This window comes from Nitrospiraceae bacterium, assembly GCA_020632595.1.
GTDB lineage: Bacteria > Nitrospirota > Nitrospiria > Nitrospirales > UBA8639 > Nitrospira_E.
This window is the reverse complement of sequence record JACKFF010000008.1, coordinates 165,147-188,075: the sequence shown is the minus strand read 5'-3', so window position 1 is coordinate 188,075 and position 22,929 is coordinate 165,147. Positions and strand designations below refer to the sequence as shown.

At 51.4% G+C, this 22,929-nt stretch carries 21 protein-coding genes; 20 read left to right on the top strand and 1 reads right to left on the bottom strand.

The window, feature by feature from the left end:
- Nucleotides 1-10: 10 nt before the first annotated feature.
- The 15 genes from H6750_14945 (at nt 11) to H6750_14875 (ending at nt 14,728) form a co-directional block, all read left to right on the top strand.
- Nucleotides 11-550 carry a DUF2878 domain-containing protein gene (locus H6750_14945; protein ID MCB9775606.1) on the top strand — a complete coding sequence of 180 codons (540 nt, stop codon included), beginning with the start codon at nt 11-13 and terminating at the stop codon, nt 548-550.
- Entirely contained in the window at nt 547-1,353 is an 807-nt protein-coding gene (locus H6750_14940; protein MCB9775605.1) for a DUF1295 domain-containing protein, read from the top strand. The genes H6750_14945 and H6750_14940 overlap by 4 nt, the downstream gene beginning before the upstream one ends.
- A complete protein-coding gene (locus H6750_14935) occupies nt 1,350-2,021 on the top strand; it encodes a hypothetical protein (protein MCB9775604.1) in 672 nt (223 codons plus the stop codon). The genes H6750_14940 and H6750_14935 overlap by 4 nt, the downstream gene beginning before the upstream one ends.
- A gap of 12 nt (nt 2,022-2,033) precedes the next feature.
- A complete protein-coding gene (locus tag H6750_14930; protein ID MCB9775603.1) occupies nt 2,034-2,570 on the top strand; it encodes a lipocalin family protein in 537 nt (178 codons plus the stop codon).
- Nucleotides 2,571-2,741: 171 nt separating this feature from the next.
- Nucleotides 2,742-4,034 carry an FAD-dependent oxidoreductase gene (locus tag H6750_14925; protein ID MCB9775602.1) on the top strand — a complete coding sequence of 431 codons (1,293 nt, stop codon included), beginning with the start codon at nt 2,742-2,744 and terminating at the stop codon, nt 4,032-4,034.
- A complete protein-coding gene (locus H6750_14920; protein ID MCB9775601.1) occupies nt 3,985-4,782 on the top strand; it encodes a DUF1365 domain-containing protein in 798 nt (265 codons plus the stop codon). Before H6750_14925 ends, H6750_14920 begins: the two co-directional genes overlap by 50 nt.
- The gene (locus tag H6750_14915) at nt 4,779-6,068 is read left to right on the top strand and encodes a class I SAM-dependent methyltransferase (protein ID MCB9775600.1); all 1,290 of its coding nucleotides are present in this window, start codon (nt 4,779-4,781) and stop codon (nt 6,066-6,068) included. The genes H6750_14920 and H6750_14915 overlap by 4 nt, the downstream gene beginning before the upstream one ends.
- A gap of 30 nt (nt 6,069-6,098) precedes the next feature.
- Entirely contained in the window at nt 6,099-7,379 is a 1,281-nt protein-coding gene (locus tag H6750_14910) for a multicopper oxidase domain-containing protein (GenBank protein MCB9775599.1), read from the top strand.
- 196 nt (nt 7,380-7,575) lie between these two features.
- Entirely contained in the window at nt 7,576-8,913 is a 1,338-nt protein-coding gene (locus tag H6750_14905; GenBank protein MCB9775598.1) for a cytochrome ubiquinol oxidase subunit I, read from the top strand.
- On the top strand, nt 8,913-9,935 hold the full coding sequence (locus H6750_14900; GenBank protein ID MCB9775597.1) for a cytochrome d ubiquinol oxidase subunit II: 1,023 nt from the start codon (nt 8,913-8,915) through the stop codon (nt 9,933-9,935). The genes H6750_14905 and H6750_14900 overlap by 1 nt, the downstream gene beginning before the upstream one ends.
- Nucleotides 9,928-10,362, top strand: a complete 435-nt coding sequence (locus H6750_14895) for a DUF393 domain-containing protein (protein MCB9775596.1) — start codon at nt 9,928-9,930, stop codon at nt 10,360-10,362. The genes H6750_14900 and H6750_14895 overlap by 8 nt, the downstream gene beginning before the upstream one ends.
- Before the next feature lie 104 nt (nt 10,363-10,466).
- Nucleotides 10,467-12,128 carry a cryptochrome/photolyase family protein gene (locus H6750_14890; protein MCB9775595.1) on the top strand — a complete coding sequence of 554 codons (1,662 nt, stop codon included), beginning with the start codon at nt 10,467-10,469 and terminating at the stop codon, nt 12,126-12,128.
- A 634-nt stretch (nt 12,129-12,762) separates the two neighbouring features.
- Nucleotides 12,763-13,167, top strand: coding sequence for a hypothetical protein (locus tag H6750_14885; GenBank protein MCB9775594.1), 405 nt, complete (start codon nt 12,763-12,765; stop codon nt 13,165-13,167).
- A gap of 145 nt (nt 13,168-13,312) precedes the next feature.
- Nucleotides 13,313-14,206: a hypothetical protein gene (locus tag H6750_14880; protein MCB9775593.1), complete on the top strand. Its 894-nt coding sequence runs from the start codon at nt 13,313-13,315 to the stop codon at nt 14,204-14,206.
- A 114-nt stretch (nt 14,207-14,320) separates the two neighbouring features.
- A complete protein-coding gene (locus tag H6750_14875) occupies nt 14,321-14,728 on the top strand; it encodes a hypothetical protein (protein ID MCB9775592.1) in 408 nt (135 codons plus the stop codon).
- 145 nt (nt 14,729-14,873) lie between these two features.
- On the opposite strand, the gene nhaR is transcribed toward H6750_14875, so the two are convergent.
- Nucleotides 14,874-15,788: a transcriptional activator NhaR gene (nhaR, locus tag H6750_14870; protein MCB9775591.1), complete on the bottom strand. Its 915-nt coding sequence runs from the start codon at nt 15,786-15,788 to the stop codon at nt 14,874-14,876.
- Between the two features lie 263 nt (nt 15,789-16,051).
- Between nhaR and H6750_14865 the strand changes: the two genes are divergently transcribed.
- From H6750_14865 to H6750_14845, 5 genes are all read left to right on the top strand, one after another.
- Nucleotides 16,052-17,479, top strand: coding sequence for an HlyD family efflux transporter periplasmic adaptor subunit (locus H6750_14865; GenBank protein MCB9775590.1), 1,428 nt, complete (start codon nt 16,052-16,054; stop codon nt 17,477-17,479).
- Nucleotides 17,480-17,536: 57 nt separating this feature from the next.
- Nucleotides 17,537-18,979: a TolC family protein gene (locus H6750_14860; protein MCB9775589.1), complete on the top strand. Its 1,443-nt coding sequence runs from the start codon at nt 17,537-17,539 to the stop codon at nt 18,977-18,979.
- A 19-nt stretch (nt 18,980-18,998) separates the two neighbouring features.
- The gene (locus H6750_14855; GenBank protein MCB9775588.1) at nt 18,999-20,663 is read left to right on the top strand and encodes an ATP-binding cassette domain-containing protein; all 1,665 of its coding nucleotides are present in this window, start codon (nt 18,999-19,001) and stop codon (nt 20,661-20,663) included.
- A 625-nt stretch (nt 20,664-21,288) separates the two neighbouring features.
- Complete coding sequence (locus H6750_14850; protein ID MCB9775587.1) at nt 21,289-21,624, top strand: thiol reductase thioredoxin; 336 nt, start codon at nt 21,289-21,291, stop codon at nt 21,622-21,624.
- 437 nt (nt 21,625-22,061) lie between these two features.
- On the top strand, nt 22,062-22,736 hold the full coding sequence (locus H6750_14845; protein MCB9775586.1) for a glutathione peroxidase: 675 nt from the start codon (nt 22,062-22,064) through the stop codon (nt 22,734-22,736).
- Nucleotides 22,737-22,929: the final 193 nt, after the last annotated feature.

Genomic DNA, 22,929 nt, shown 5'->3' with positions numbered 1-22,929 from the left:
GGGAACATGCATGGTTAGGACTCTCTACAACCTTTTCCTGTTTCAGATCGGCTGGTTCGCCTGCGTACTCAGCGGAGCCGGGCAACGCCCGTGGATGGGGGCACTCATGGCTTTAGTCATTATGGCTATTCACCTGTCCAGTGCGCCGGCGGCTGAAGCAGAATTCAAACTGGTTATGATCGTCCTGGTTATTGGGGCCGTGTGGGACAGCATGCTCGTGTGGCTCGATTGGCTGCACTACTCCTCCGGCATCCTCATCCCACACACCGCCCCATACTGGATCGTGCTCATGTGGGGACTCTTTGCAACCCTGTTGAATGTCTCACTTCGCTGGCTGAGGGGGCGCTGGTTCTTAGCTGCACTTGCCGGAAGCATTGGAGGACCACTGGCCTATTATGGAGGACACCAGTTGGGAGCCCTCGAGTTTGGTAACCAAAACGCGGCATTGATCGCCCTGGCCATCGGCTGGGCCATCATCACACCCATTCTGATGGCACTATCCACACGCTTTGATGGCTTTGCACCAAGCCTCAAGGAGAGCACCATATGACCTTCTCCATCTACCTTTCCGGCCTGATCGGAACTCTTGTCCTGGCGGGAATCACCTGGCTGATCAGCCTCGCCAAACGGGACGTCAGCATCGTGGACAGTATGTGGGCCGTCATGATCTTCGCGGCTGCCTTGATCTATTCGAGCAGCGTTGAGCCCTATTGGAATCGCTCCTCCCTGGTGCTCACTCTCGTCCTATTCTGGGCCCTCCGGCTGACGGTGTATATCACCTGGAGAAACTGGGGCGAATCCGAGGACGCCCGGTATCAAGCCATTCGTCACAAGTATGAGCCAAACTTTGCGCTGAAAAGCCTCGGGATCATTTTTGTGTTTCAAGCTGTGTTGGCCTGGATCATCTCCATGCCATTGTGGGTCGCCTTAACCGTGCCATTTGACTACAGCATCTTCGATATTCTGGCCGTGGCCTTGTGGATAATCGGGATGGTCTTTGAATCGGTGGGCGATTGGCAGCTGGCTCGCTTCAAGATGAATCCCGCGAATCGAGGCAAAGTGATGAATCAAGGATTGTGGCGCTATACACGCCACCCTAATTATTTCGGCGAATGCCTGATCTGGTGGGGATTCTTTCTCTTCGTGATCCCGACCGGCGCCTGGTGGTCGATTCTCTCACCCATCCTGTTAACTTTTTTACTGCTGAAATTTTCCGGTGTGACGATGCTCGAGGAAACTATTGTGGATCGACGGCCAGGCTATCGTGAATATATCGCGAGCACCAACGCCTTCATTCCAGGGCCTCAGAAAAAAGCGAACCCCGTCGCCGATCATCAGGAGGAAATATCATGATTGGTACGTTCCACATGATCGAAGGTGCACCGCTGTGGTTGACACTCATGACCTTTTTTCTTTTCTCCATGGGTATGGCCAGATCTGCCCAGGACACCAACCAAAAGACTTATGCCTTTAAGGTCTTTCTGGACGATGATGAAATCGGATTTCAGCGCTTTGTGGTATCCGCGAAAGGTACGCGCACGCAGATCAACGTGGAGGCCGAATTTGATGTGAAGTACTTTTTCATCACGTTTTATACTTACCGGCACACCAATGCTGAAGTCTGGGAAGGGGAATGCCTCAAGGAGATTCGGGCCAAAACGAGTGACAATGGTGAATCGTTTTTTGTGGAAGGGACCTCCAAGGGTGGCAAATTGCGTTTACACACCCACGATGGAGAACAAACCCTGGAGGGTTGCATCAAAACCTTTGCCTACTGGAATCCAGCCTGGTTTCAGAGCAGTCGCCTGCTCAATTCGCAGACGGGGGAACTACAGCCGGTTGAAATTCAGATTGTGGCGGAAGAAACATTCTCACTACGTGGAGTGCCGACTCCCACCCGCCATCACCGTATTATAAGTGACAAGTTTACCATTGATCTCTGGTATACCATGGACGACGAGTGGGTCGGACTACAATCGACCACCAAAGACGGCAAGAAGTTGCGCTATGAACTTCAGTAGGGAAAGAGGAAAATGCACACCTCATCATTGATAGCCTGTGGGCTGCTCGGAAGTCTCTTAGGGTGCAGCAGCCCACCGCCCATTCAGACCGCCAGTGAGGTCGATCTCGAGCGCTTTATGGGAGATTGGTATGTGATTGCCAACATTCCAACGTTCATTGAGACGGAGGCGTTCAACGCAGTGGAGTCCTACCGACTCAATGACGATGGAACCATCGCCACCACTTTTACCTTTCGCCAGGGCGGATTCGAGGGTCAACAGAAGATATACCGCCCGACCGGATTTGTTGTGGACCAGGAGTCCTATGCCGTGTGGGACATGCAATTTTTCTGGCCGTTCAAAGCCGACTACCGAATCGTGTTTGTCAATCCGGATTACAGCCAAACCATCATCGGCCGCCTCAAACGGGACTACGTCTGGATTATGGCCCGAACTCCCCGGCTGCCTGAGGAGGATTATCAACATCTGCTCAAGATTATTGCCACCCAAGGGTATGACCTCTCAAAAATTCAACGGGTCCCACAACGGTGGGAAGCTGGGCAGAATTGATGATCATGAAAAGGAACACGTGAGGATGACACTGATCCACAACATGGCAAAAATCTGTGGGCTGTATCGACGGCCATGCCTTGGAATTGATGTACCACCGGTTCAGGCCGGAGCATCCGCCTATGGAAAGCCCCTGTCAGGGCTGGATCGGACAATCCAGAGGAGCCGCCTGTGAACATTGCCATTATCGGAACCGGTATTGCGGGAAATGTGGCGGCCTATTATCTCAGCCGTCACCACCGGATCACGGTTTTTGAAGCTAATGATTATGTGGGAGGACATACCCACACGCATGAGATCGCGTGGGAGGGCCAACGGTATCAGCTTGATAGCGGGTTTATGGTCTTTAATCACCAAACCTATCCCTGCTTCACCAGGCTGCTCAAGGACCTGGAGGTTCCGACTCAAGCCTCTTCGATGGGCTTCAGCGTCAAATGTGATCGTTCAGGTCTGGAATATAACGGGACAACGTTAAATACCCTTTTTGCTCAACGGCGGAATTTGCTCCGGCCATCGTTCTATAGAATGATCAGGGACATTCTCCGTTTTAATCGGGAGGCTCCCCAGTGCCTCGCCAATCCGGACATGAACACAACACTAGGACACTATCTGAAACAGGCCGGTTACGGGAAAGAATTTCTTGATTGGTATTTGATTCCCATGGGAGCGGCCATCTGGTCAGCAGATCCTGCACAGATGTGGGCCATGCCCGCGCAGTTCTTTATCCGGTTCTTTCATAACCACGGGATGCTGAATATTAATGATCGTCCGACGTGGTATGTCATTCGCAAAGGCTCCCAAACCTACGTCAAAAAACTGACCGCTTCCTTTCGCGATCGTATCCGCACCAATACCCCGGTAGAACGCATCACACGAAACAGGGACTATGTGACCGTGACAAGCGCGCAGGGATCTTCCGAGCGCTTCGACACCGTATTCATTGCGACGCACGGAAACCAGGCCCTTCGTTTATTAAGCGATGCCACGGCCCTGGAAGAAGAGGTGTTAGGGCCGATGGCCACACAGAACAATGAGGCGGTCCTTCACACCGATGCCGGTATGTTACCCACACGCCGACAAGCCTGGGCTGCCTGGAACTACCATATTCCGGTTCACACACAAAATCGGGTTGCGGTGACCTACAATCTGAATATTTTGCAGGGCCTTCGCGCCCCCGTTCAATTTTGCGTCACCCTGAATAACAGCCGGGACATTTCCCCCGCCAAAATTCTGAAGCGCATGATCTATGCTCACCCGATTTTTTCCATTCCCAGTGTCCGCGCGCAACAGCGGCAGGCAGAGATCAACGGCCCGAACCGGACATATTTTTGCGGGGCATACTGGCGATACGGCTTCCACGAGGATGGCGTCGTGAGTGCCCTGAACGCGTTGGAACATTTCAAAAGGACCACGCATCATGCAGAGTTGCCTTTACCACGGACGGATACGGCATCGGCGGTTTGAACCGAAAGCCCATTCGTTCAATTATCCGGTGTGTTATGCGTATCTTGATCTCGATGAGCTCGACAACGTCTTCAAGGGCCGTTGGTTCTGGTCAACGAAGGGCCCTGCACCGGTCAGATTTCAACGAAGGGACTATCTGGGCAATCCCGGAATTCCTCTGCAGACAGCTGTCCGTGACCACATCCGGCGAGAAACCGGACATACCCCTGATGGGCCTATCAGACTCCTTACGCATCTGCGACATTTCGGGTTTTCGTTCAACCCGGTCAGTTTTTATTACTGCTTCGATGCCCGGTCTCAATGTCTTGAGACGATCGTGGCGGAAATCACCAACACCCCATGGAACGAACGGCATGCCTATGTCCTTACACGCCATTCGAGTCTGACACAGACCAAACACCTACGTTTCCGGTTTGGAAAGGCGTTTCATGTTTCGCCATTTATGCCCATGGACATTCAATATGATTGGACATTCGGAATTCCGGACACGCACCTATCAGTGCATATGCAAAACTTTCGGCACAACCGGAGCATCTTTGACGCGACACTGATATTGGAGCGTGAACCCATCAACGGGATGAGCTGCGCCCGCGAATTGGCCGGCTATCCCCTCATGCCCATGAAGGTGCTGGGCGCGATTTATTGGCAGGCCTTGAAACTTTTTCTTAAACGCGTGCCAATCTTTACTCACCCCTCAAAAATTGTTCAAAACCCACAAGGAGGAGCCAGATCGGCAGACAGCCTATGACGTCAAAATCCCTATCAATCCCGTCAACCATCTCGGCGGGCACCACTCCCAAACCCAGATTTCTGGAGACATTCGCCAGGCGCGCGCTCCTCAGTCGGCTCAGCCGGATAACCAACGGGGAAATTACACTGCATGATGGAGACACTCAACAACGATTCGGCCGGGTCACGGCGCAATGCCCGCTGAGAGTCACCGTCACGGTCACCAATCCCCGATTCTACACTGATACGGCGTTTGGTGGATCCATCGGGGCCGGAGAGGCCTTTATGGCAGGCTATTGGCAGATCGATAATCTTCCGGACCTGATACGCATTTTCTTATGCAATCGGGAACTGCTGGACGGCATGGATGGCAGATGGGCCTGGTTCACCATCCCCATCCAGAAATTCCTCCACCGACTGAACCGGAACACGGCCAAAGGAAGCCGACGGAACATTTCAGCCCACTATGATGTCGGCAATGAGTTCTTTGCCCTGTTTCTTGATGAAAGCCTGATGTACTCCAGCGCCATCTTTCCGGATTCGTCCATGACGCTTCATGAGGCCCAGGTGGCTCGCCTGGACCACATTTGTCGTAAACTGGAATTAAAATCCACCGATCACCTTCTTGAGATTGGAACCGGGTGGGGCGGGTTTGCTCTGCATGCGGCTACCCGCTATGGCTGTCAGGTGACGACCACCACCATATCACAACAACAATACCATCTGGCCTGTGAGCGGGTGGCTGCAGCCAATTTGAATGACCGCATCACCGTGCTATGCGAGGATTATCGGGACCTCACAGGACAATACGACAAACTGGTTTCATTAGAAATGATCGAAGCGGTGGGATACCAGTATTTCGATGCCTATTTTAGCGCATGCAGCCGGCTTTTGAAACCTGAGGGGATGATGGTGTTGCAGGCCATCACGATCGCCGATCAGCGATACGAAGCCGCCAAACGATCGGTGGATTTCATCCAACGGTACATTTTTCCGGGAAGCTGTATTCCCTCCATCACCGCCATGAGCGGGTCTATCGCACGAGCCAGTGATCTGCGGCTCTTTCATCTTGAGGATATCGGGCCTCATTATGTCACGACACTGAAAGCCTGGCGCGACAATCTGTACCGGAACCGGAAGAAAATTCTCAGACTGGGCTACTCCGAGGAATTTTTCCGGATGTGGGAATTCTATTTTTGTTATTGCGAGGGGGGATTTACGGAACGCGTTATCAGTAACGTGCAGATGCTACTGGCAAAACCGGGAAATCGTCGAGCGCCGATTCCTTGCATTCAGGTCGCGTGAAAAATCCACCGAGTCCAATGGGAGGACACCGTGAAAAAACAATTGTTTGAACCGCCTAAACTTTTTATTGTGGGTATAACTCTTTCGATCATGTTTTCGGGAATTTACGATCGTATCATTTACGCCAAAGAAATACCCGTCAAAGAATTTTCCATCACAGTCGAAGAAATGACTCTTACGTTACTAGAGGATCCCAAGAAGGAAGCGACAGTTTGGGCTTATGCCCTAGAAGGAGAAAAGCCTTCAGTTCCCGGTCCGGTCATTCGTGTCAACAAAGGCGACCTGGTCAAGGTCCATTTCACCAACACGCATCAACTTCCTCACACTATGCATTTCCATGGTGTGCATCCGTTTAATATGGACGGAAATGGTCAACGAACCATGGGACGGGAGCAACTCCAGATGCCCGGCGAATCCTACACGTATGAATGGATGGCTGAAGATCCCGGTTATTATCTCTATCATTGCCATTTCGACACAGCGAACCATATGGATCATGGCATGTATGGGTTATTTGTCGTCGAAGATCCTACCTGGCCTCAAGTCGATCAGGAATTTGTCACATTTTGGGACGAGTGGGACACAAATGATGATGGCCACTACGATACCCATACGATCAATAGCCGTTCTGCCCCTGGTTATATCCCATTCAAAGCCCGTTCGGGTGACCGGGTTCGTATGATCCTCGCCAATATCGGATTCGAATTTCATACTCCGCACCTTCATGGTCATAAATGGGAAGAGGTGAATGCCGGAAATCCTCGGATTCCCGGATGGGACAATCCCAACGGAGTGCTCTCCATCGGACCTGCGGAAATTAAAGTCGTCGAGTTTGTCACTAACCATGCAGGGACCTGGTTATTTCACTGCCATGTGGTACCCCATGTGGCTGACGATCGAAAGTATCCTCGTGGAATGCTGACCCTGCTGAAGGTCTCCGGGGAATCGGAAATCTCTTCCACACAACCGGCTGGTAACCAACGTGTACAAGATGACCAATCCGGTGTTTCGCAGAATTCTCAGATGGCCTCCATCCTCGACTATCAGGACAGGGAATTTCCATCCGGGCTAGCCGACCAGGGGTATGACGTGTACGACAAAAACTGCAAGGCCTGCCACGGGGCGCTGGCCAAAGGTGAATATGGTCCGGCACTACAGCAGAATCCGATCCTCCAGAATAATGACATGTTTTGGACGACGATTTTAAAGGGACGCGGGAATATGCCGGCGTGGGAAGATCGCTTAACGTCCCAGCAGATTGCCGACGTCCAAGCCTATTTGAAAACACTCAAGCCGGCCCCACCGCCCTGAGTGTGCACAAGTCCTCGGGGGAAAAAGTTGATTGGCTCCGCTTCACTTCGGTCCTCGTTCCTACGGGTAAGGAACCGTTTATACACATTGGGGCTCAAGGACCCGTCCAGAAAACAATTGACATTTTGGACACCAAAGCAAAAGACCTGGGCTCATGGAGGAGACCTCACCTCACCCTTTGGAGTATATTCGTTAAATGAGTGACTTAATCGCCGCCAGATCCCTAATGGCCATGTCACTAGGGTTTCATATCATTTTTGCGGTTGTGGGCATGGCCATGCCTCTTCTGATGGTGGTGGCCGAATGGCGCTGGCTGAAAACAGGGAAAGCCGTGTACCTGACCATTGCCAAACGCTGGGCCAAAGGAACGGCCATTTTTTTCGCTGTTGGAGCCGTCACCGGAACCGTATTGTCGTTCCAATTGGGTCTACTCTGGCCCCGGTTTATGGAATGGGCAGGTCCCATCATCGGACCGGCCTTTGCCATCGAAGGGTTTGCGTTTTTTACAGAAGCTATTTTCCTCGGGATCTATCTCTATGGATGGCAGAAGGTGAGCCCGGTTGCACACCTCACAGCGGGAGGCGTGGTGGCGTTGAGTGGAATCACATCCGGGGTCGTTGTGGTCATGGCGAACGGGTGGATGAATACCCCCAGAGGATTTATGATGCATGGCGGCATTCCGGCCAATATCGATCCCGTGGCGGCCCTCTTCAATCCCTCGGGTTTATTACAGGCCCCCCACATGATCCTTGCCGCATTTGCGGCTGCCGGTTTTGCGGTGGCCGGCATTCATGCCTTCCTGCTTCTCCGCCAACCCGGCAATGCGTTTCATCAATCGGCTCTACAAATTGCCTTGGTCATCGGTGGAATCAGCGCCATCCTTCAACCGCTCAGCGGAGATTTCCTCGCCAAACGGGTGGCGGAATTCCAACCCTTAAAATTGGCGGTATTTGAAGCCCAGGTCGAGACGCAACAGGCCGCGCCGTTTCGCATCGGCGGCGTTTGGGATGCAGAAAGAGAAATATTCGACTATGTGCTGGAAATCCCTTATGCCTTAAGTTTACTGGTCACGTCTGACCCCAATGGTCAGGTGGTGGGTCTCAAGGATTTTCCCAAGGAAAACTGGCCCCCCATCGGCATAACCAGGACGGCGTTTCAACTCATGGTCTTCATCGGATTTTTGATGATGGGCCTGGCTCTCTGGGGCTTCTGGCTTATGTACAAGAAGAACACGCTCTATCAATGCCGACGATTCCTCCAAGCGATGGTGTTGGCAACCCCCTTAGGCTTTTTGGCGATCGAAGCCGGTTGGGTAGCCACGGAAGTGGGGCGGCAACCCTGGGTCATTGTAGGATATCTGAAAACCGCAAACGCCGTCACACCCATGCCGGGATTGATCATTCCCCTGATCATTTTTGGCGTGTTGTATGTGTTCCTGGCCTGTATCGTGATCTGGTTGATGTGGCGACATGTCTTAGCTACTCCCGAACAGTTTGAGATGACTTCCCCACGGAAGGAGGCGGAACCCGCCTGATGGAATTGCAAATCGCTCTCGCCAATGTCTTACTGATCGCCCTGACGTTTTACGCCTTGCTTGGCGGGGCAGACTTTGGAGCCGGAGTATGGCATCTTCTGGCCAGAGGTCCCACAAGGCGGGCGCAACATCAGTTGATCGGAGAAGCCATCGGACCGATCTGGGAAGCTAATCATGTATGGTTGATTCTGATCGTGACGATCGTCTTCACGGCTTTTCCGAAGGCATATGTGCATATTTCCACCACACTTCATATTCCTCTGACCATCCTGGTCATCGGCATCGTCCTTCGCGGGTCAGCATTTGCCTTTCGTCACTATGACATTAAAGATGATGACATTCACCTCAGGTGGGATCAACTGTTTGCCATTTCCAGTCTCATCAGCCCTCTCCTCCTGGGTATGATCATTGGGACCATTACCTCCGGCCACTTTCCCGTCAACCCGGCAACCTTTTTTGATGGCTATATCTCTCCCTGGCTGCAACCTTTTCCGTTAGGCATGGGATTGTTGACCCTCTTGCTGTTTACGTATCTGGCAGCCACCTATCTTCTTCTGGAAACCCGTGATCCCACACTACAAAAAATCTTTCGGAACCGGGCGATCATTGCAGCCCTACTGGCCGGCTTAATGGAGGAAACCGCGTTGTATCTGGGAAGGTCGGGGGCCCCGCAACTCTGGGGTGAGCTGACGACCAGTCTCTGGGGTGGGGTCATTCAATTCGGCATCGGCAGTTTGACCGTTGCAGCTGTCGTATTACTTGTCACACAGCGCTATTGGTGGGCCCGGGCCTGTGCCATCCTGCAGGTCACCCTGACCATTTGGGCATGGGGCCTCGCACAATTCCCGTATTTGATCCCTCCCGATCTGACGATCTTTAATGCCTCCGCTCCCGGAATCACCCTGAAATTTATCGCAGGGACTTTAGTGGTCGGGGCGCTCTTCCTGTTCCCTTCGCTGTATTACCTGTTTCGAATTTTTAAAGGAAGCAGCTTGTTCCGGCATAAGGAGCACCATGGATAAGAAAGTCTGTACGGGATCCTGCCAAACATCCCCCGTGGGGCACCCCGATGTCCTGCCCCATCACCGGGAAACCAAACCCTATCCATTGACCGTATATTTTGATGGCGACTGTCCAATTTGTCGTCGTGAGATCGATCTCATGAGCATATTCAATAGGAAGAAACATCTGGAATTCATTGATTTTTCGGCTTCATCCTACCTTCCGGCAGAACATGGATTGAGTCCATGTGATTTGGGCAAAGTCATTCACGCCCGGTGGGCGGATGGAACAGTCATTACCGGCGTCGAGGTGTTCAGGGAAATGTGGGAAGCCATAGGATTGCGCGCTCTCGCAAGATTGGCCCGGCGACCCACAATCAACAAACTTCTGGTCCGGGCGTATGACTGGTTTGCCAGAAACCGGTTACGGCTGACCGGCCGTGCCTGACCGAATTTTTCAAACGGATTGCCACGGCATTCATGTGGTTGGCTCATGCAGAGATGGCCTGAGCCCTGTTTCATTCCTGACTCCCAAGGATGGTCCGTCCAAGAATGGATGAATTTTTCAAAACCCTGAACGGCTATGCGAGCAAAGAAGGGACGCGGAGTTGGATTCTCGTTTTGGAGGACCAACTTTCCGATGACATGGGCCCCCTGAGCCGGGAAGATCCTCACAACCTCGGCGTAGTGTTCATCGAGTCGCATTGGAAGCTGAGAAGGAGACCCTACCACAAGCAAAAAATTGCCTTTCATCTGCTCAACCTGCGTCACTTCGCAATTGAACAGGCAAAGCGGGGTGTGGCCGTTCGCTACCAAACAACCTCTGAACCATTGCGAGAAACATTAAAACCCCTCCTTCAGGATTTAGGCTCTTTGCGGGTCATGGAGCCCGCGGAACTGGAAGTCAAACAGGATCTTGATCCGCTCCTCAAAAAAGGTTTGGTCACCTTCATCCCTCATGAAGGTTGGTTGACCTCCAGGCGTGACTTTGAGGAAGGCGCCGGGACACAGCCTCCCTGGCGCATGGATACCTTCTATCGGTTCGTTCGAAAACACACCGGCATCCTGATGGACGGTCCCCGCCCGATGGGCGGAAAATATAGTTTCGATACCGAAAACCGTAAGCCCTGGAAAGGAAGACCGCGCCCTACAAAGGAACTCCGCTTTCCGACCAATCCAATTAAGACCGAGATCGTGGCACTCGTTGAATCCCAATTTGCTGACCACCCCGGCACGCTTCATCCGGAATTCCTTCCGGGAACGAAAAAAGATGCCATCCGGCAATGGCACTGGGCCAAAACACATTGTCTTCCACATTTCGGTCCCTATGAGGATGCCATGGCCGAAAATGAACAGACGCTCTTTCATACCCGCATGGCGGCCCTCCTCAACATTCATCGTTTGCTGCCCGGACAGATGATCAAAGACGTTGTAGCCTTAAAGCTCCCCTTGGCTTCCAAGGAAGGTTTTATCCGGCAGGTTCTAGGCTGGCGTGAATTTGTCCGGCATGTCCATCAAGCAACAGATGGGTTCCGGAATCACTTCCCCAGCGCAGACATACCTGGTAATGCCGGATACAACAAATGGGTCCAGCCAACATGGAAGGCTTCCAGGAATGCATCCGGTCTGAATGGAGGCGCGACGCCTTCATTCCTGGGAGCCATGAACCCTTTGCCCTCTGCCTTTTGGGGAACAGCGAGCGGCCTGCATTGCCTTGATCACGTGATCGGACAAGTCTGGGAACATGGCTATTCCCACCACATTACCAGGCTCATGATCCTTGCGAATATTGCCACCCTGCTCGATGTATCTCCCCGTGAACTGACCGATTGGTTCTGGGTGGCGTATGTTGATGCTTTTGATTGGGTCGTGGAACCGAATGTTTTGGCTATGGGAACTTTCGGGACAGGTCCTTTCATGACCACCAAACCGTATATTTCGGGCGCAGCCTATATCAATCGTATGAGTGATTTCTGCACCGGATGCGCCTTCAACCCCAAAACGAATTGCCCCATTACCAATTTATATTGGGCCTTTCTTAACCGCCACAAAAAGCAATTACAATCAAATCCCCGTCTCATCCTGCCACTTCGAAACTTAAAGAAACGAGGGCACACCACCATTCGTAAAGATCGTCAAATCTTCACCATGGTGCGTCACGAACTTGAAAAACCCGCAATTCTAACTCCTGTGCACCTGCTCCTTACCGAATGAATTTCACCATGCTTACAGAATCCCGCTTCCTCGAAAAACCCTGACTGCCCTCCTCCCGACCCTCCCGGGGGTGTTTCTCGGTAGCCTGGAAAAATTTCTTTGGACAGGCTCGCACACGTTCAGGGTCTGTTGAAAAAAGCCGCCAGCGGCGTTCTCGCCCTTTTTCCGTGCTCACGTACTACGCGTACGCTCCGCGCGTAAAAACGGCTGCGGCCTTGCTGGACGGACTTTTTTGAACCGACCCGGAGCCTTTGATGAGAAATCTAATCCTGGGCAAATTTTCCCTTGAACATCTTTATTATTCAACACTCCCTTTCATTGAAATCCATGACGGCCAGGCTAAAAGCCCCTCCGATAATGAGCATTCAGGTTTTGGCTTGGGAGCCGCATGAACAGGCAATACTCGTCAGGACCTGCACGAACACCTATCCCCTATCCCGCCCCCAAGCCACTCTTCATGTTTAAGAAATTACGAACATTTTCATTCATCTATTTTTTTTATGTTTATATACATTTTTATGTATTTGTCTATATATACATAATTAGTATTTAATAAATCATGGATAACGAAGTAATACATAAAACTTTCACAGCAGGGACGGATGGTTGCACACTTTTATTGGAGGATTTAAAAATGAACACTCAACTGACACCAACCAAAGCCATAACTTACACATTTGCGTTAGCTCTCGCCGGACTGCTGGCTTGGACTCAAGCAGGCACAATCTGGGGCAAGGAAGGCAACGGGCAGGTGCCGGTATCCGACGGCAAATCCACCTGGATCATGGCTACCGAGGAGGACAAACAGGAGACAGAGGTGGACTGGACGCTAGCCGGCAAAGATACCAGAGACTCCAGCGAGGATGACACTGACTGGACCTTGGCCAAAAAGGACGCTAAGGAGTCGGAGGAGGATGAACCTGACTGGACTCTGGCCCAGGGTGAGTCCGAAGATGCAGACGAGGATGAGACCGATTGGACAATTGCCAGCAACGACAGCAGTAAAGAGGAAGAGGAGGTCGATTGGACCCTAGCATAGGGACTTGCTGGGTGGGAGGGAATTTCGGCGAAATTGTCCTCCCACCCTTATCTCGTGATCACCATCCGGCAGGTTTTCCAACCCCCCCTGTATTTAAGGCAACGAATCTGAAAATCCGATCCCAACTGAAAAGGAGATCCGAAAGATGCAATCAAAGAAACCATCTTTGGCCGACCGTTTATGTGGCGTTTTAACACGAGCTGCTCTTCTTTCCTCCTGGAGAATTTTCCCTCTTTTGATGTTACCCTTGCTCTGGATGGGAGGGTGCGCCGGCCCTTCCTCTCTCGGACTGGAGACGCAGTTTGAAAAAGAGCTGAATTCTTCGTCGATCATCCGGGAAAAGCTTTCAATTCAATCTCACGACCGGCTTCCGGTTGGTATGGTCATCGTCATGTCCTCAGGCCACTCCCGGGCCAACCAGGCGCTGACCGACAATAGCTGGTTACAGTTCGCGGCCAGGGTGAAGCAGGAGGTCCAAAACCAGATCCCCCTTTCAGTAGAAGAGGTCATTCGTCTGGAGGACATCCCCTCCGGAGAGAACGTCAGCCAACTGAACTCACTGAGAGCCTCCAGGGATCTTGATGTGGTTTTAGTACTCCTGTCAGCCAATCAGGAAACCACGGGACCCGCCCACCTTGACCTTCTCCCCGAAGTTAGCGCCATCAACGGTCAGCAAACGGAAAACCACGCGACCGTCGAATTAGGTTTGTTAGACATCAGGTCGGGAAAATTACTTCTCCGGGCACTAGGCCGCTCTCATGCAATCCTGGAACAATTGGATTTCCCTTTGGCATCCAACCGGTATCCCAGAGTGAGAGGGTCTGCCATGACCAGCGCAATTTATCCTGAAGAAGGAAGGGCTCTTGAGACTGTCAGGATGATCGCACTCCAAGAGGCGCTTGATCAGGCAGTCATGAAATTGGCTCAAGAGTGGACTGCCGGAGTCGGTGAACCTCCTCCTTCCAGTCGACCTTCTTCAGCAGGTACAAACTCCCCACTTCGGGATGGGGTGAAGGATGGAGACAACCCGACGTCATAGTGATTCCCTGCAGTCCCCATTTGCATCTCGATAAGAGATTCTTATAAATTTTATTGTTAACATTTCGACAATGGCCGTGTTTCAAACATTTTAACCCAACGAGGAGAGATCAACATGAAAGCCTTTGCGTATGTGTTGATGGGGGTCTTGGGAGGAGCGGGGCTGGTGTTATTTTTTACAGAATCACCCTCACAAAACTTTTTGTCTTCCCCGATGACTTATGCCATGCCTACACCTGAGACAGAAGATGTGAAGCCCTGGACCGGAAACGATCTACTTGAGATGGCACAACTCTATGATCAACAAGCCGATGAGTTACAAAGTGAAGCCGTTCGCATTGAACAGCGAGCGGCCTCCCTCATGCTTAAGCCGCATATGGATCCCAAAGGGTTTCATCGGACCATGCTCATGCATGTGGCCTCTGCACGTTGGAAATCGGCTCGGGAACTCCGGGATTTAGCTGCCATGCACCGGCAGGAAGGTCAACGTCTCTTAGCCTTCAAAAGCCCTGAAGGGCCTTGAGCCAAAGAAAAAAACCATGCCAAATAGCTAGAAAGTGGTGAGCCCCAGTGACTATCGCCCTGGGTCTCCTCTAATAGAAATAGCGAAGCAAGACAGCACGTGATTTTAGATATTTTCACGGAATAAGAACTTCAAAAAAAATCTTTTAGGTTGAACCGGATCGTCGAAAAATGGTTTTTTCAGCTGAGTCGACAATGGCCAGCACACCAGGGTGTTTAAGGCGTCGCTCAGCTGAGATGACATAGAATTGCTCTCGAATACCGGGAACGTTCCCGACCTTTTGCACCACATATTGCCGGGCAATTTCTCTAGCCATGACAGCTGAACCCGGGAAAATGCCTTTTCCAGCCTCCCCGAATGCCTTCATGGTGGCCCCATCTTCAAATTCTCCAATCACTCTGGGAACGACCCCAATTCGTGCAAACCATTCATCCATCCCGCGACGAAGTATCGAATTACTCGTCGGCAGAAGAAAGGGGGCATCCATTAATGAACTTGGAAAACCTTTTCGATATTTGACCGCAATTTTTTTCGTGGCAAATAACGCCACTCCCGATTCTCCGAGAAGATGACTGTGCCCTTGGATTTTGACAGTGGAGGGTATCGGGGTATCAGCCAACACGAGATCCAACGCATGCAGGGCTAATTCTCCTAATAACCTGTCCAACCGTCCTTCCCAACAGACGATTTGCACAGGCTCGCGGAGGGCATACACCGATTCAAGCAATTTGTAGGCCACCATTTTGGGGACTACCTCAGCGATACCCACCACTAATTTCAGGGGACGATGAGTCGGTCGGCCTTTCAAAAGATTGGTGAACTCCTGTCCGAGTGAAAAGATTTCCCTGGCATACCGGTACGCCACATGGCCCATTTCGGTCAAAACGAGGGTTCGCCCGACTCGATCAAATAATTTTTCTCCTAAGGTCTCTTCCAAGGCACGAAGCTGAGCACTCAACGCCGGTTGGGAGAGGTTGAGTTCTTCACAGGCACGCTTAATACTGCCTTCCCGCGCGATCACCCAGAAATACAGCAGATGATGGTAATTCAGCCATTCCATGGCGGAAGCATACATTCACTTTTTAAATGATTCAAGAACAAATTATGAATTGGTCTATGTCAATGACCAATGGTGATAATGGGGGGCATTGAAGAGTATGCCGGGACTTGGCTTTGCGATCCGAAAATCCTAATATGGAATATCGGAAAAGGTTATTCATGAACCACATTCTGGGATATGATCCCGTATCTTCGTTCACTTTAGGTGAGGTTCGCCGCATGTGGGGTGAATCCCCGGAAACCTTGGCGGACAACCAGTAAGCGATGGACCTCGAGCGTTTACCCACAAAACCATCTGGCTCTCAACTCGTTTCCGGCCAAGGCCTTTCCCCGCTACGCGTCACCCGTCGTCCGCCACAGTATGAATCATGGGCAGCGGTCAAAATACCCACAAAATTGTACTCCGCAACCCGGCTCGCCATCGGTTTTTTTCTTCTATTCACTCTCATTCTTGTCTTTGTCCCCTGGACCCAAACAATTACAGCTCAGGGCCAACTATCCGCCTATTCCCCTGCTGAACGACCGCAGGAGGTTCATGCTCCTATAGAAGGGCGCATCATGACCTGGAAAATCAACGAAGGCATAATGGTACAAACAGGTGATCTCCTGCTTGAACTTGCCGATGTCGATCCCAAATTTCTCGCCCCGGATCTGCTGTCACGCCTGGACCAATCCATGCAGGCTCTGGAGGAGAGACGAGAAGCCGCGTTAACTCGGGCCCAGCTATTGGAAAAACAAATTCAGGAAATGAAAAACCTCAGCGACGCGGCCACCCGCTCCGCTGATTCCCGAGTGCAGGAAGCCTCCCGCCGAATCCAAAGTGCCGAACAACGGCTGGCCGCCGCGAAAGTATCAGCCCAGACCGCTCAACTGAACTTACAGCGCTCGCAGGTATTAGAAGCCGAAGGCCTCCTCTCTCGTCGGGATCTCGAACTGGCCATCCAAGCGGAAGCGAGCGCCCAAGCAGAACTCAGGGCCAGTGAAGCAGCTCTTCAGGAGGTAGGCCAATCCCGGAAGGCCCTGTCGTACGGGCGGACTCAAATTGAAGCCGAGCTGGTTCAACGAATTCTTGACACCCGGTCACAACGGGCCTCGGCGCTGGCGGAAGCCGCCAATGCCTCGAAGGAACTTGCCGACCTGGCCTTGACGCAGTCCAATGCTGTCCAGCGACGGGCAGCCAGCCGTATTACCGCCCCCATGGATGGGACGGTGGTGCGAATGGCCCGGGTGGGCCCTGGTGAAATCGTACATCCCGGCGATCCGTTGGTCACGATCGTTCCAACCACCGCTACTCGTGCTGTGGAGATGTGGGCGGACGCGTTGGATGCCCCACTACTCAGACAGGATCGAAGCGTGCTACTGATGTTTCAGGGCATACCAGCAATTCCTTTACCATCCTGGCCTGAATTGATGGCGGGCACGTTCGATGGCCGCATTCGTGTCGTGGATCAGACATCGGACGCACAAGGTCGCTTCCGGTTCTGGGTGGTTCCGGATCCGGCAGGCTCCCCTTGGCCGCCGCAAAATCAAGTTCGGCAAGGCACCCAAGTCATGGGCTGGGTCCTGTTGAACCGGGTCCCTCTCTGGTACGAACTTTGGCGCCGCGTGAACCTTTTCCCGGCTGACTACCAGGAACATGGCATAGCGTTGCCACAGTCCATTCTGCCCAAGGCCGGAAGACCCGGGAAATAACTTCTATTTGGTAGATCCCACACCATCCACTCGCGGTAATTACAAGGGAGGACACCCATGGCAAGACCACATGTAATTTTGTTAGGCCTCTTGGGAATTTTAGGACTGCTTCCGCCTCTTCTCCGGGCTGACCCAGGACCGGAGGCAACTCCTACGGCATACCAGCAATCCCGATCGCTACACCTGGAAACCGTGCTGGAACTCGTGGAAACCCAACATCCCCTTTTGCATGGAAGCCGGACGGAAAAACTGGAAGCGCAAGGCAAATTATTAAAAGCCATGGGAGCATTTGAACCAACCTTGGTCAATGATTGGGAATTAGAACGGCTGGTGAAAGACGGGCAGACCAAGAGTGTTGGGTTTAACGACACGCTGATCCAGGCCCGCCATCCCTGGGGAGTTCAAGGATTTGCTGGCTGGCGCACCGGTATCGGAGACGTGGAGGTGGCCGACCTTGGCGTTCAACGCACGAATCAACCTCTCCTCGGTATCGTTTTGCCGCTCCTTCGAGGCTTGGGAACCAACCCTGAACGGGGCGAATTGGAAAAATCCAAACTCGCTGAACAGGAAGCGACACTGAACATTCAACAAACCCGTCAGGACCTGTATTTGGGTGCGGCTACACAATTTTGGAAATGGGTCGGGTCAGGAAAGATTGTGGTCCTCCAGCAGGAAGCTTTGGACGTGGCCAAGGCACGTCTGCAGCAACTCACCCGTCAGGCTGCAGCAGGGGCGGTCGCGGAATTTGATGTCACCGAAGCCCACCAGGAAGTCCAACGTCGATTGGAAAATCTTATTAAGTCCAAACGGGAAGCCGAACAGGAACAGTTTAAACTGTCCCTGTTTACCTGGAACAATAATGCCCCGCTCTCCTTCGACCGGCATTCGATTCCTGAATTCCCGGCACTCAATGCGTCAAGCCAGCCGGCAGGAGGAGATCCCGAGACCGAGTTGGCCCAACAGCGCCGGCCCGAAATCCTTCAAGTGTCCCTTGAAGCCGCACGTAACCATATTGATCTTGGCGTGGCAAAAAACAACTTGCTGCCTGATCTTCGTGCGGAGGCCGAACCCACACGCAAACCCGGAGAGTTTGTGCTGGGGCTGGGGTATCGATTTGGCGTGCAATTGAGTTTTCCCTTTCTTCAACAGGACGCCACCGGCCAAAAACTTCAATTAGAGGCCAAGGCTGAACGATTATTGTGGCTGCAACGGTACCGGGTGCAGCAGGTGGCCCTGGATATCGAAAACGCCCGCTCGGCCCTGGACCGGGCGAAAGAGCGCATTGAGGCGGCATCTCAATCCCTCACCTATGCCCGTTCCCTGGTGAAGGGTGAACGAAAGCGTTTTCAAATGGGTGCCACCAATCTACTGTTTGTCAATCTTCGTGAACGAAATGTGGTCGAAGCACAGATCATTCACATTTTGGCACAGGCCGAATATCAACAAGCCAAAGCCTTTTATTCATGGGCTATCGGCGAATGGACACAACCTGTGACCTGAGGACTGTCAAGGACACGCGATGCACAATGGCTCTCCCCATTCCGGACAATCCATGAATCAGGAAGTGCTGCACCATGTGGCCACCTTTTTCAGACAGGAACGCCAGATCCTGGTCACGATCATCATGTATGCCTTGGCCGTGGGCCTCTTTTCCCTGATTATTCCCCTCACGGTCCAGGAGCTGGTGAATACCTTTGCCTTCGCCATTCAACCCATCATGGTCGTCACCCTGGTCAGTATCATGGCCGGGATTCTTTTATTTGTCGGGATTTTCAAAGCCCTTCAGTTTTTCGCCACGGATCTCCTTGAACGCCGTATCTTTGTCCGGTTCACTCTGGCCTTTGCCCGAACCTTTCCATCGATTCAGGAAACCCATTTTCGTAGTGAATACGCCAGCCGGTTTTTTGAAATTATCTTTATGCAGCGAGCCGTGGCCGCGCTATTGGTGGATCTTACCAATGTGGCAGTCGGAGGAGTCATTGGCATGACCTTGCTCGCCTTGTATCACCCGTATTTTCTTTTCTTTGATCTTCTCCTCTTGATCGCAGTGGGCTTCATTGGCATGTTGGGGCACGGAGGACTCCGGGCGACCCTCCACATGTCCGAGGCAAAATATGCCACCTACCATTGGTTTCAGGAGATCGCCGACAACCTCAGTCATTTTAAATCCAGCCTGAGCCATGACCTTATTCTGCAAAAGGCCGATTCCCTGGCCCACACGTATGTCAATACCCGACAATCGCGTTTTCGCATTCTGGTACGACAATACATCGGATCCCTGCTCTTTCAGGTGATTCTGCACACCGGCCTGTTAGGCACAGCAGGCTGGTTGATGAGCAAGGGGCAACTGACGCTCGGTCAACTCGTTGCTGCGGAAGTCATTATTGCCACCCTCCTGTTAAATTTGGAATCGGTGATCAAACGCACGTATGTCATTTTTTATTTTTTAACTGCCTTGACCGAAATCCATCATATTTTCTCTCTCCCCAAGGATCAAAGACCGACCACTCAATTTGTCCAACTGCCGGCCACCGGCTCTCCACAAGGATTGGCACTTTCCATCTCCCATGTACGGGGCCTGCCACCGCCATGGCCACCTACGCTGGAACTCAACATGGACCTTGCGCCGAGTGAAAAATGGGCCATCGTCTGTGTCACGGAATCCCAACGGCTGACGGTGTCCAGACTGTTGGCCGGATTGGATCATCCACCGCAAGGATCCATCCGGTACAATGGCATCGATGTCCGGGATCTCCACCCCGACGAGGTCAATGAAACCCGCGGTCTCGTCCTGAGTCGACATATGACCCTCTTTGAAGCCACCCTGATGGAAAACATCACCCTGAGACGAAAAAACCTGGCCACAGAAGATTTGTTGTGGGTTTTGGATTTGGTGGGCCTAAAGGAGGAAATCGAACACATTCCTGACGGATTACAAGGCATGGTTCAGTACGGCGGAAAAAACTTTTCTCCAAGCCAAACGATTCAAATCTTATTGGCCCGGGTTCTGATCGCCCGTCCGAAACTGGTTATTGTCGATGGGGGTCTTCATGAAATTTTTGCTTCCCAGAGGGAGTCCATTCTGAACGCGATTTGCGACACAAAATATCCTTGGACGGTGGTGATCGTGACAACCGATTCCAATATTAAAAAATTTGTGCAGCACAGTATTGTGTTGGAGTAGCAGGTGGTTCGTAGATTAATTTTAATCAACCCAACCCGCTTAATCAGATGATTATCAAAAAAATTGGCTTTTTATGTATCGGCAGCGATCCGGCAGGTCATCGAGCCGCCGTTCAAGTGGGCAACATGGGATTGCAGGTGAGAGTCATTGAAACGCATCTGGTAATGGGGGCTCGTGTCTCAACTCGGAAACGATTTCCGGCAAAACCTTTTAAGAGGCGGTCTAGGCTTTGAACCCACTCAATCCCGAAAGCGTATGATTGGCGGTTCATTCAATTACTCCTCCTACCATGGACATTTGTTGGACAAGGAAAGCTCCCTTGTCAGACCCGAATCCCGGATGGTCGAAAACCAATTGCCACGAACTAATGTCACCCCATAGCAGAGGCGACGCGTGCTTTAACCTAAAAACGGCAGTTACAGGGCTGCTAGCCCGTTCATGCTTCGAGAGCCTCAGCACGAACGGAGTGTCGAAGCGGTCACACTTTGGGTGAAAGTCCGTTCGCCCTGAGCACCGCGGCTTCCGCGGCAGTCGAAGGGTTCCGAGATGGCCAACTGCCGTTTTTAGGTTTAAGCATGCCTATTTTATCAGGCTCAGTAACCAGCATAAATGGATAATGAATGAGATGATTGCAAACATTGAAGACCGCGAATTTGATGGGATAATCGAAAAATCGACCGTGCCGGTTTTAGTGGAATTTTGGCAACCAGGCTGTGGACATTGCCGAGCTCTGTCCAAAGAATTGGAACACATCCAGAAAGAGTTTGGGAAACGCCTTCTCATACTTGCAATGAACGTGCAGGAAAATTTCCTTATTCCCGGCGAATTAGAGATTCAATCTCTTCCCACCTTAGCCCTATTTGTGAATGGGGAATTCAAGCAATTCATTGGTGGGGTCGGCAAGAAGGACCTGATCCTCAAGCAAATCTTTCCTTGGCTTGAAGATTCACACTCGGGCTAAAGGTTAATGGAAATTTTCACGGAATCTTACAAAACAACGTACCTCAGAAAGGCTTCACACTTGCCTGGGCTTTGCCTGGCTCATGATATGAAAGATTCCTTCCTTCACCTTGCATGCCTCCACCCTATTCCATAGCCTCTCTTCACGGCATATTGTCTAAGGTTTCGTCCTTTTCCTTTTACGCCTCAAGGACTAGAAGGATATGATAATAAAACGGCATTGAACCATAGAGAAACGTTGGTTCATGAATTCTCCGATTCTATCTTCAAGCACCGATGTCTTCAGCTTTCCCTAGAACCCTCTGCGTGTTTATTAGAAAATGGCCGAACACATGATGACACTATTGACATTTCATCCAGGCCAATTGCTCTGACCGGAAGTTGAGAATTACACTGGAGTAAAACAATGACTGATTGTCTATTTTTGGAGGATCCAACATGCCAAACCCAAATCCATTCGCTCCGCGTTATGCCTTTTTAGCCAGCTTGTGTGGTCTGGCAATTCTTGGCGGATGCGGCCAAGACTATACCACCCCTTTAGGAGAAGCCGTTGCCAATGAACCTCCGCCTCAAGTAAGCCCTTCGGACCAACAACCGTCAAAAATCGATATCACAAAGGATAAGACCCCATCACAGATTTACGACTTCATCATGGAAGATATTGAGAATAAACCACGCTCACTTAGCGAGTTCAAGGGACAAGTCATTATGATCGTAAATACGGCAAGCTTTTGTGGAAATACGCCGCAATATGCCGGACTACAAACGTTATATGAACGATACCGTGACCAGGGATTTACGATTTTGGCCTTTCCCGCAAATGACTTTGGCAAACAGGAACCTGGAGACAACAAGGAAATCGCGGAATTTTGCTATACAAAGTATTCCTTGGAATTTCCGTTGTTTAGTAAAATCACTGTACTGGGAGAACAGAAGCACCCCCTCTATCGCTATCTCACCGAAGACACCAACTTTAAAGGTGAGATTACATGGAATTTCCAAAAATTCCTTATTAACCGCAAGGGAACTGTCATTGCCAGATATGATCCGAGACAAAAGCCACTGTCGCCAGAGATCGTGAACGATATAGAAAATACTTTACAATCTTCCTAAACCTAAGAAGGACTCTAAATATTATTCCTATTCATAGAATCAATCGTTGCTAAAAAAAGTGTAGTCCTCTTTTGAAAGCACTTTCTTCGTCTGACTTTTTTGGGGAGATGATTGCTCAGAAACATTCGTTCCGACCGTTTCTAGTTCGGGGACGGGACATACAATTATTCGGGATGCTTTTAATCCTGGCAGG

What these genes read in the sequence shown, in the direction of transcription:
- H6750_14945 (MCB9775606.1), top strand. Translation starts at nt 11, where the DNA reads ATGGTTAGGACTCTCTACAACCTTTTCCTGTTTCAGATCGGCTGGTTC.
- H6750_14940 (MCB9775605.1), top strand. Translation starts at nt 547, where the DNA reads ATGACCTTCTCCATCTACCTTTCCGGCCTGATCGGAACTCTTGTCCTG.
- H6750_14935 (MCB9775604.1), top strand. Translation starts at nt 1,350, where the DNA reads ATGATTGGTACGTTCCACATGATCGAAGGTGCACCGCTGTGGTTGACA.
- H6750_14930 (MCB9775603.1), top strand. Translation starts at nt 2,034, where the DNA reads ATGCACACCTCATCATTGATAGCCTGTGGGCTGCTCGGAAGTCTCTTA.
- H6750_14915 (MCB9775600.1), top strand. Translation starts at nt 4,779, where the DNA reads ATGACGTCAAAATCCCTATCAATCCCGTCAACCATCTCGGCGGGCACC.
- H6750_14905 (MCB9775598.1), top strand. Translation starts at nt 7,576, where the DNA reads ATGAGTGACTTAATCGCCGCCAGATCCCTAATGGCCATGTCACTAGGG.
- H6750_14900 (MCB9775597.1), top strand. Translation starts at nt 8,913, where the DNA reads ATGGAATTGCAAATCGCTCTCGCCAATGTCTTACTGATCGCCCTGACG.
- H6750_14895 (MCB9775596.1), top strand. Translation starts at nt 9,928, where the DNA reads ATGGATAAGAAAGTCTGTACGGGATCCTGCCAAACATCCCCCGTGGGG.
- H6750_14890 (MCB9775595.1), top strand. Translation starts at nt 10,467, where the DNA reads ATGGATGAATTTTTCAAAACCCTGAACGGCTATGCGAGCAAAGAAGGG.
- H6750_14885 (MCB9775594.1), top strand. Translation starts at nt 12,763, where the DNA reads ATGAACACTCAACTGACACCAACCAAAGCCATAACTTACACATTTGCG.
- H6750_14880 (MCB9775593.1), top strand. Translation starts at nt 13,313, where the DNA reads ATGCAATCAAAGAAACCATCTTTGGCCGACCGTTTATGTGGCGTTTTA.
- H6750_14875 (MCB9775592.1), top strand. Translation starts at nt 14,321, where the DNA reads ATGAAAGCCTTTGCGTATGTGTTGATGGGGGTCTTGGGAGGAGCGGGG.
- nhaR (MCB9775591.1), bottom strand. Translation starts at nt 15,788, where the DNA reads ATGGAATGGCTGAATTACCATCATCTGCTGTATTTCTGGGTGATCGCG.
- H6750_14865 (MCB9775590.1), top strand. Translation starts at nt 16,052, where the DNA reads ATGGACCTCGAGCGTTTACCCACAAAACCATCTGGCTCTCAACTCGTT.
- H6750_14860 (MCB9775589.1), top strand. Translation starts at nt 17,537, where the DNA reads ATGGCAAGACCACATGTAATTTTGTTAGGCCTCTTGGGAATTTTAGGA.
- H6750_14855 (MCB9775588.1), top strand. Translation starts at nt 18,999, where the DNA reads ATGCACAATGGCTCTCCCCATTCCGGACAATCCATGAATCAGGAAGTG.
- H6750_14850 (MCB9775587.1), top strand. Translation starts at nt 21,289, where the DNA reads ATGATTGCAAACATTGAAGACCGCGAATTTGATGGGATAATCGAAAAA.
- H6750_14845 (MCB9775586.1), top strand. Translation starts at nt 22,062, where the DNA reads ATGCCAAACCCAAATCCATTCGCTCCGCGTTATGCCTTTTTAGCCAGC.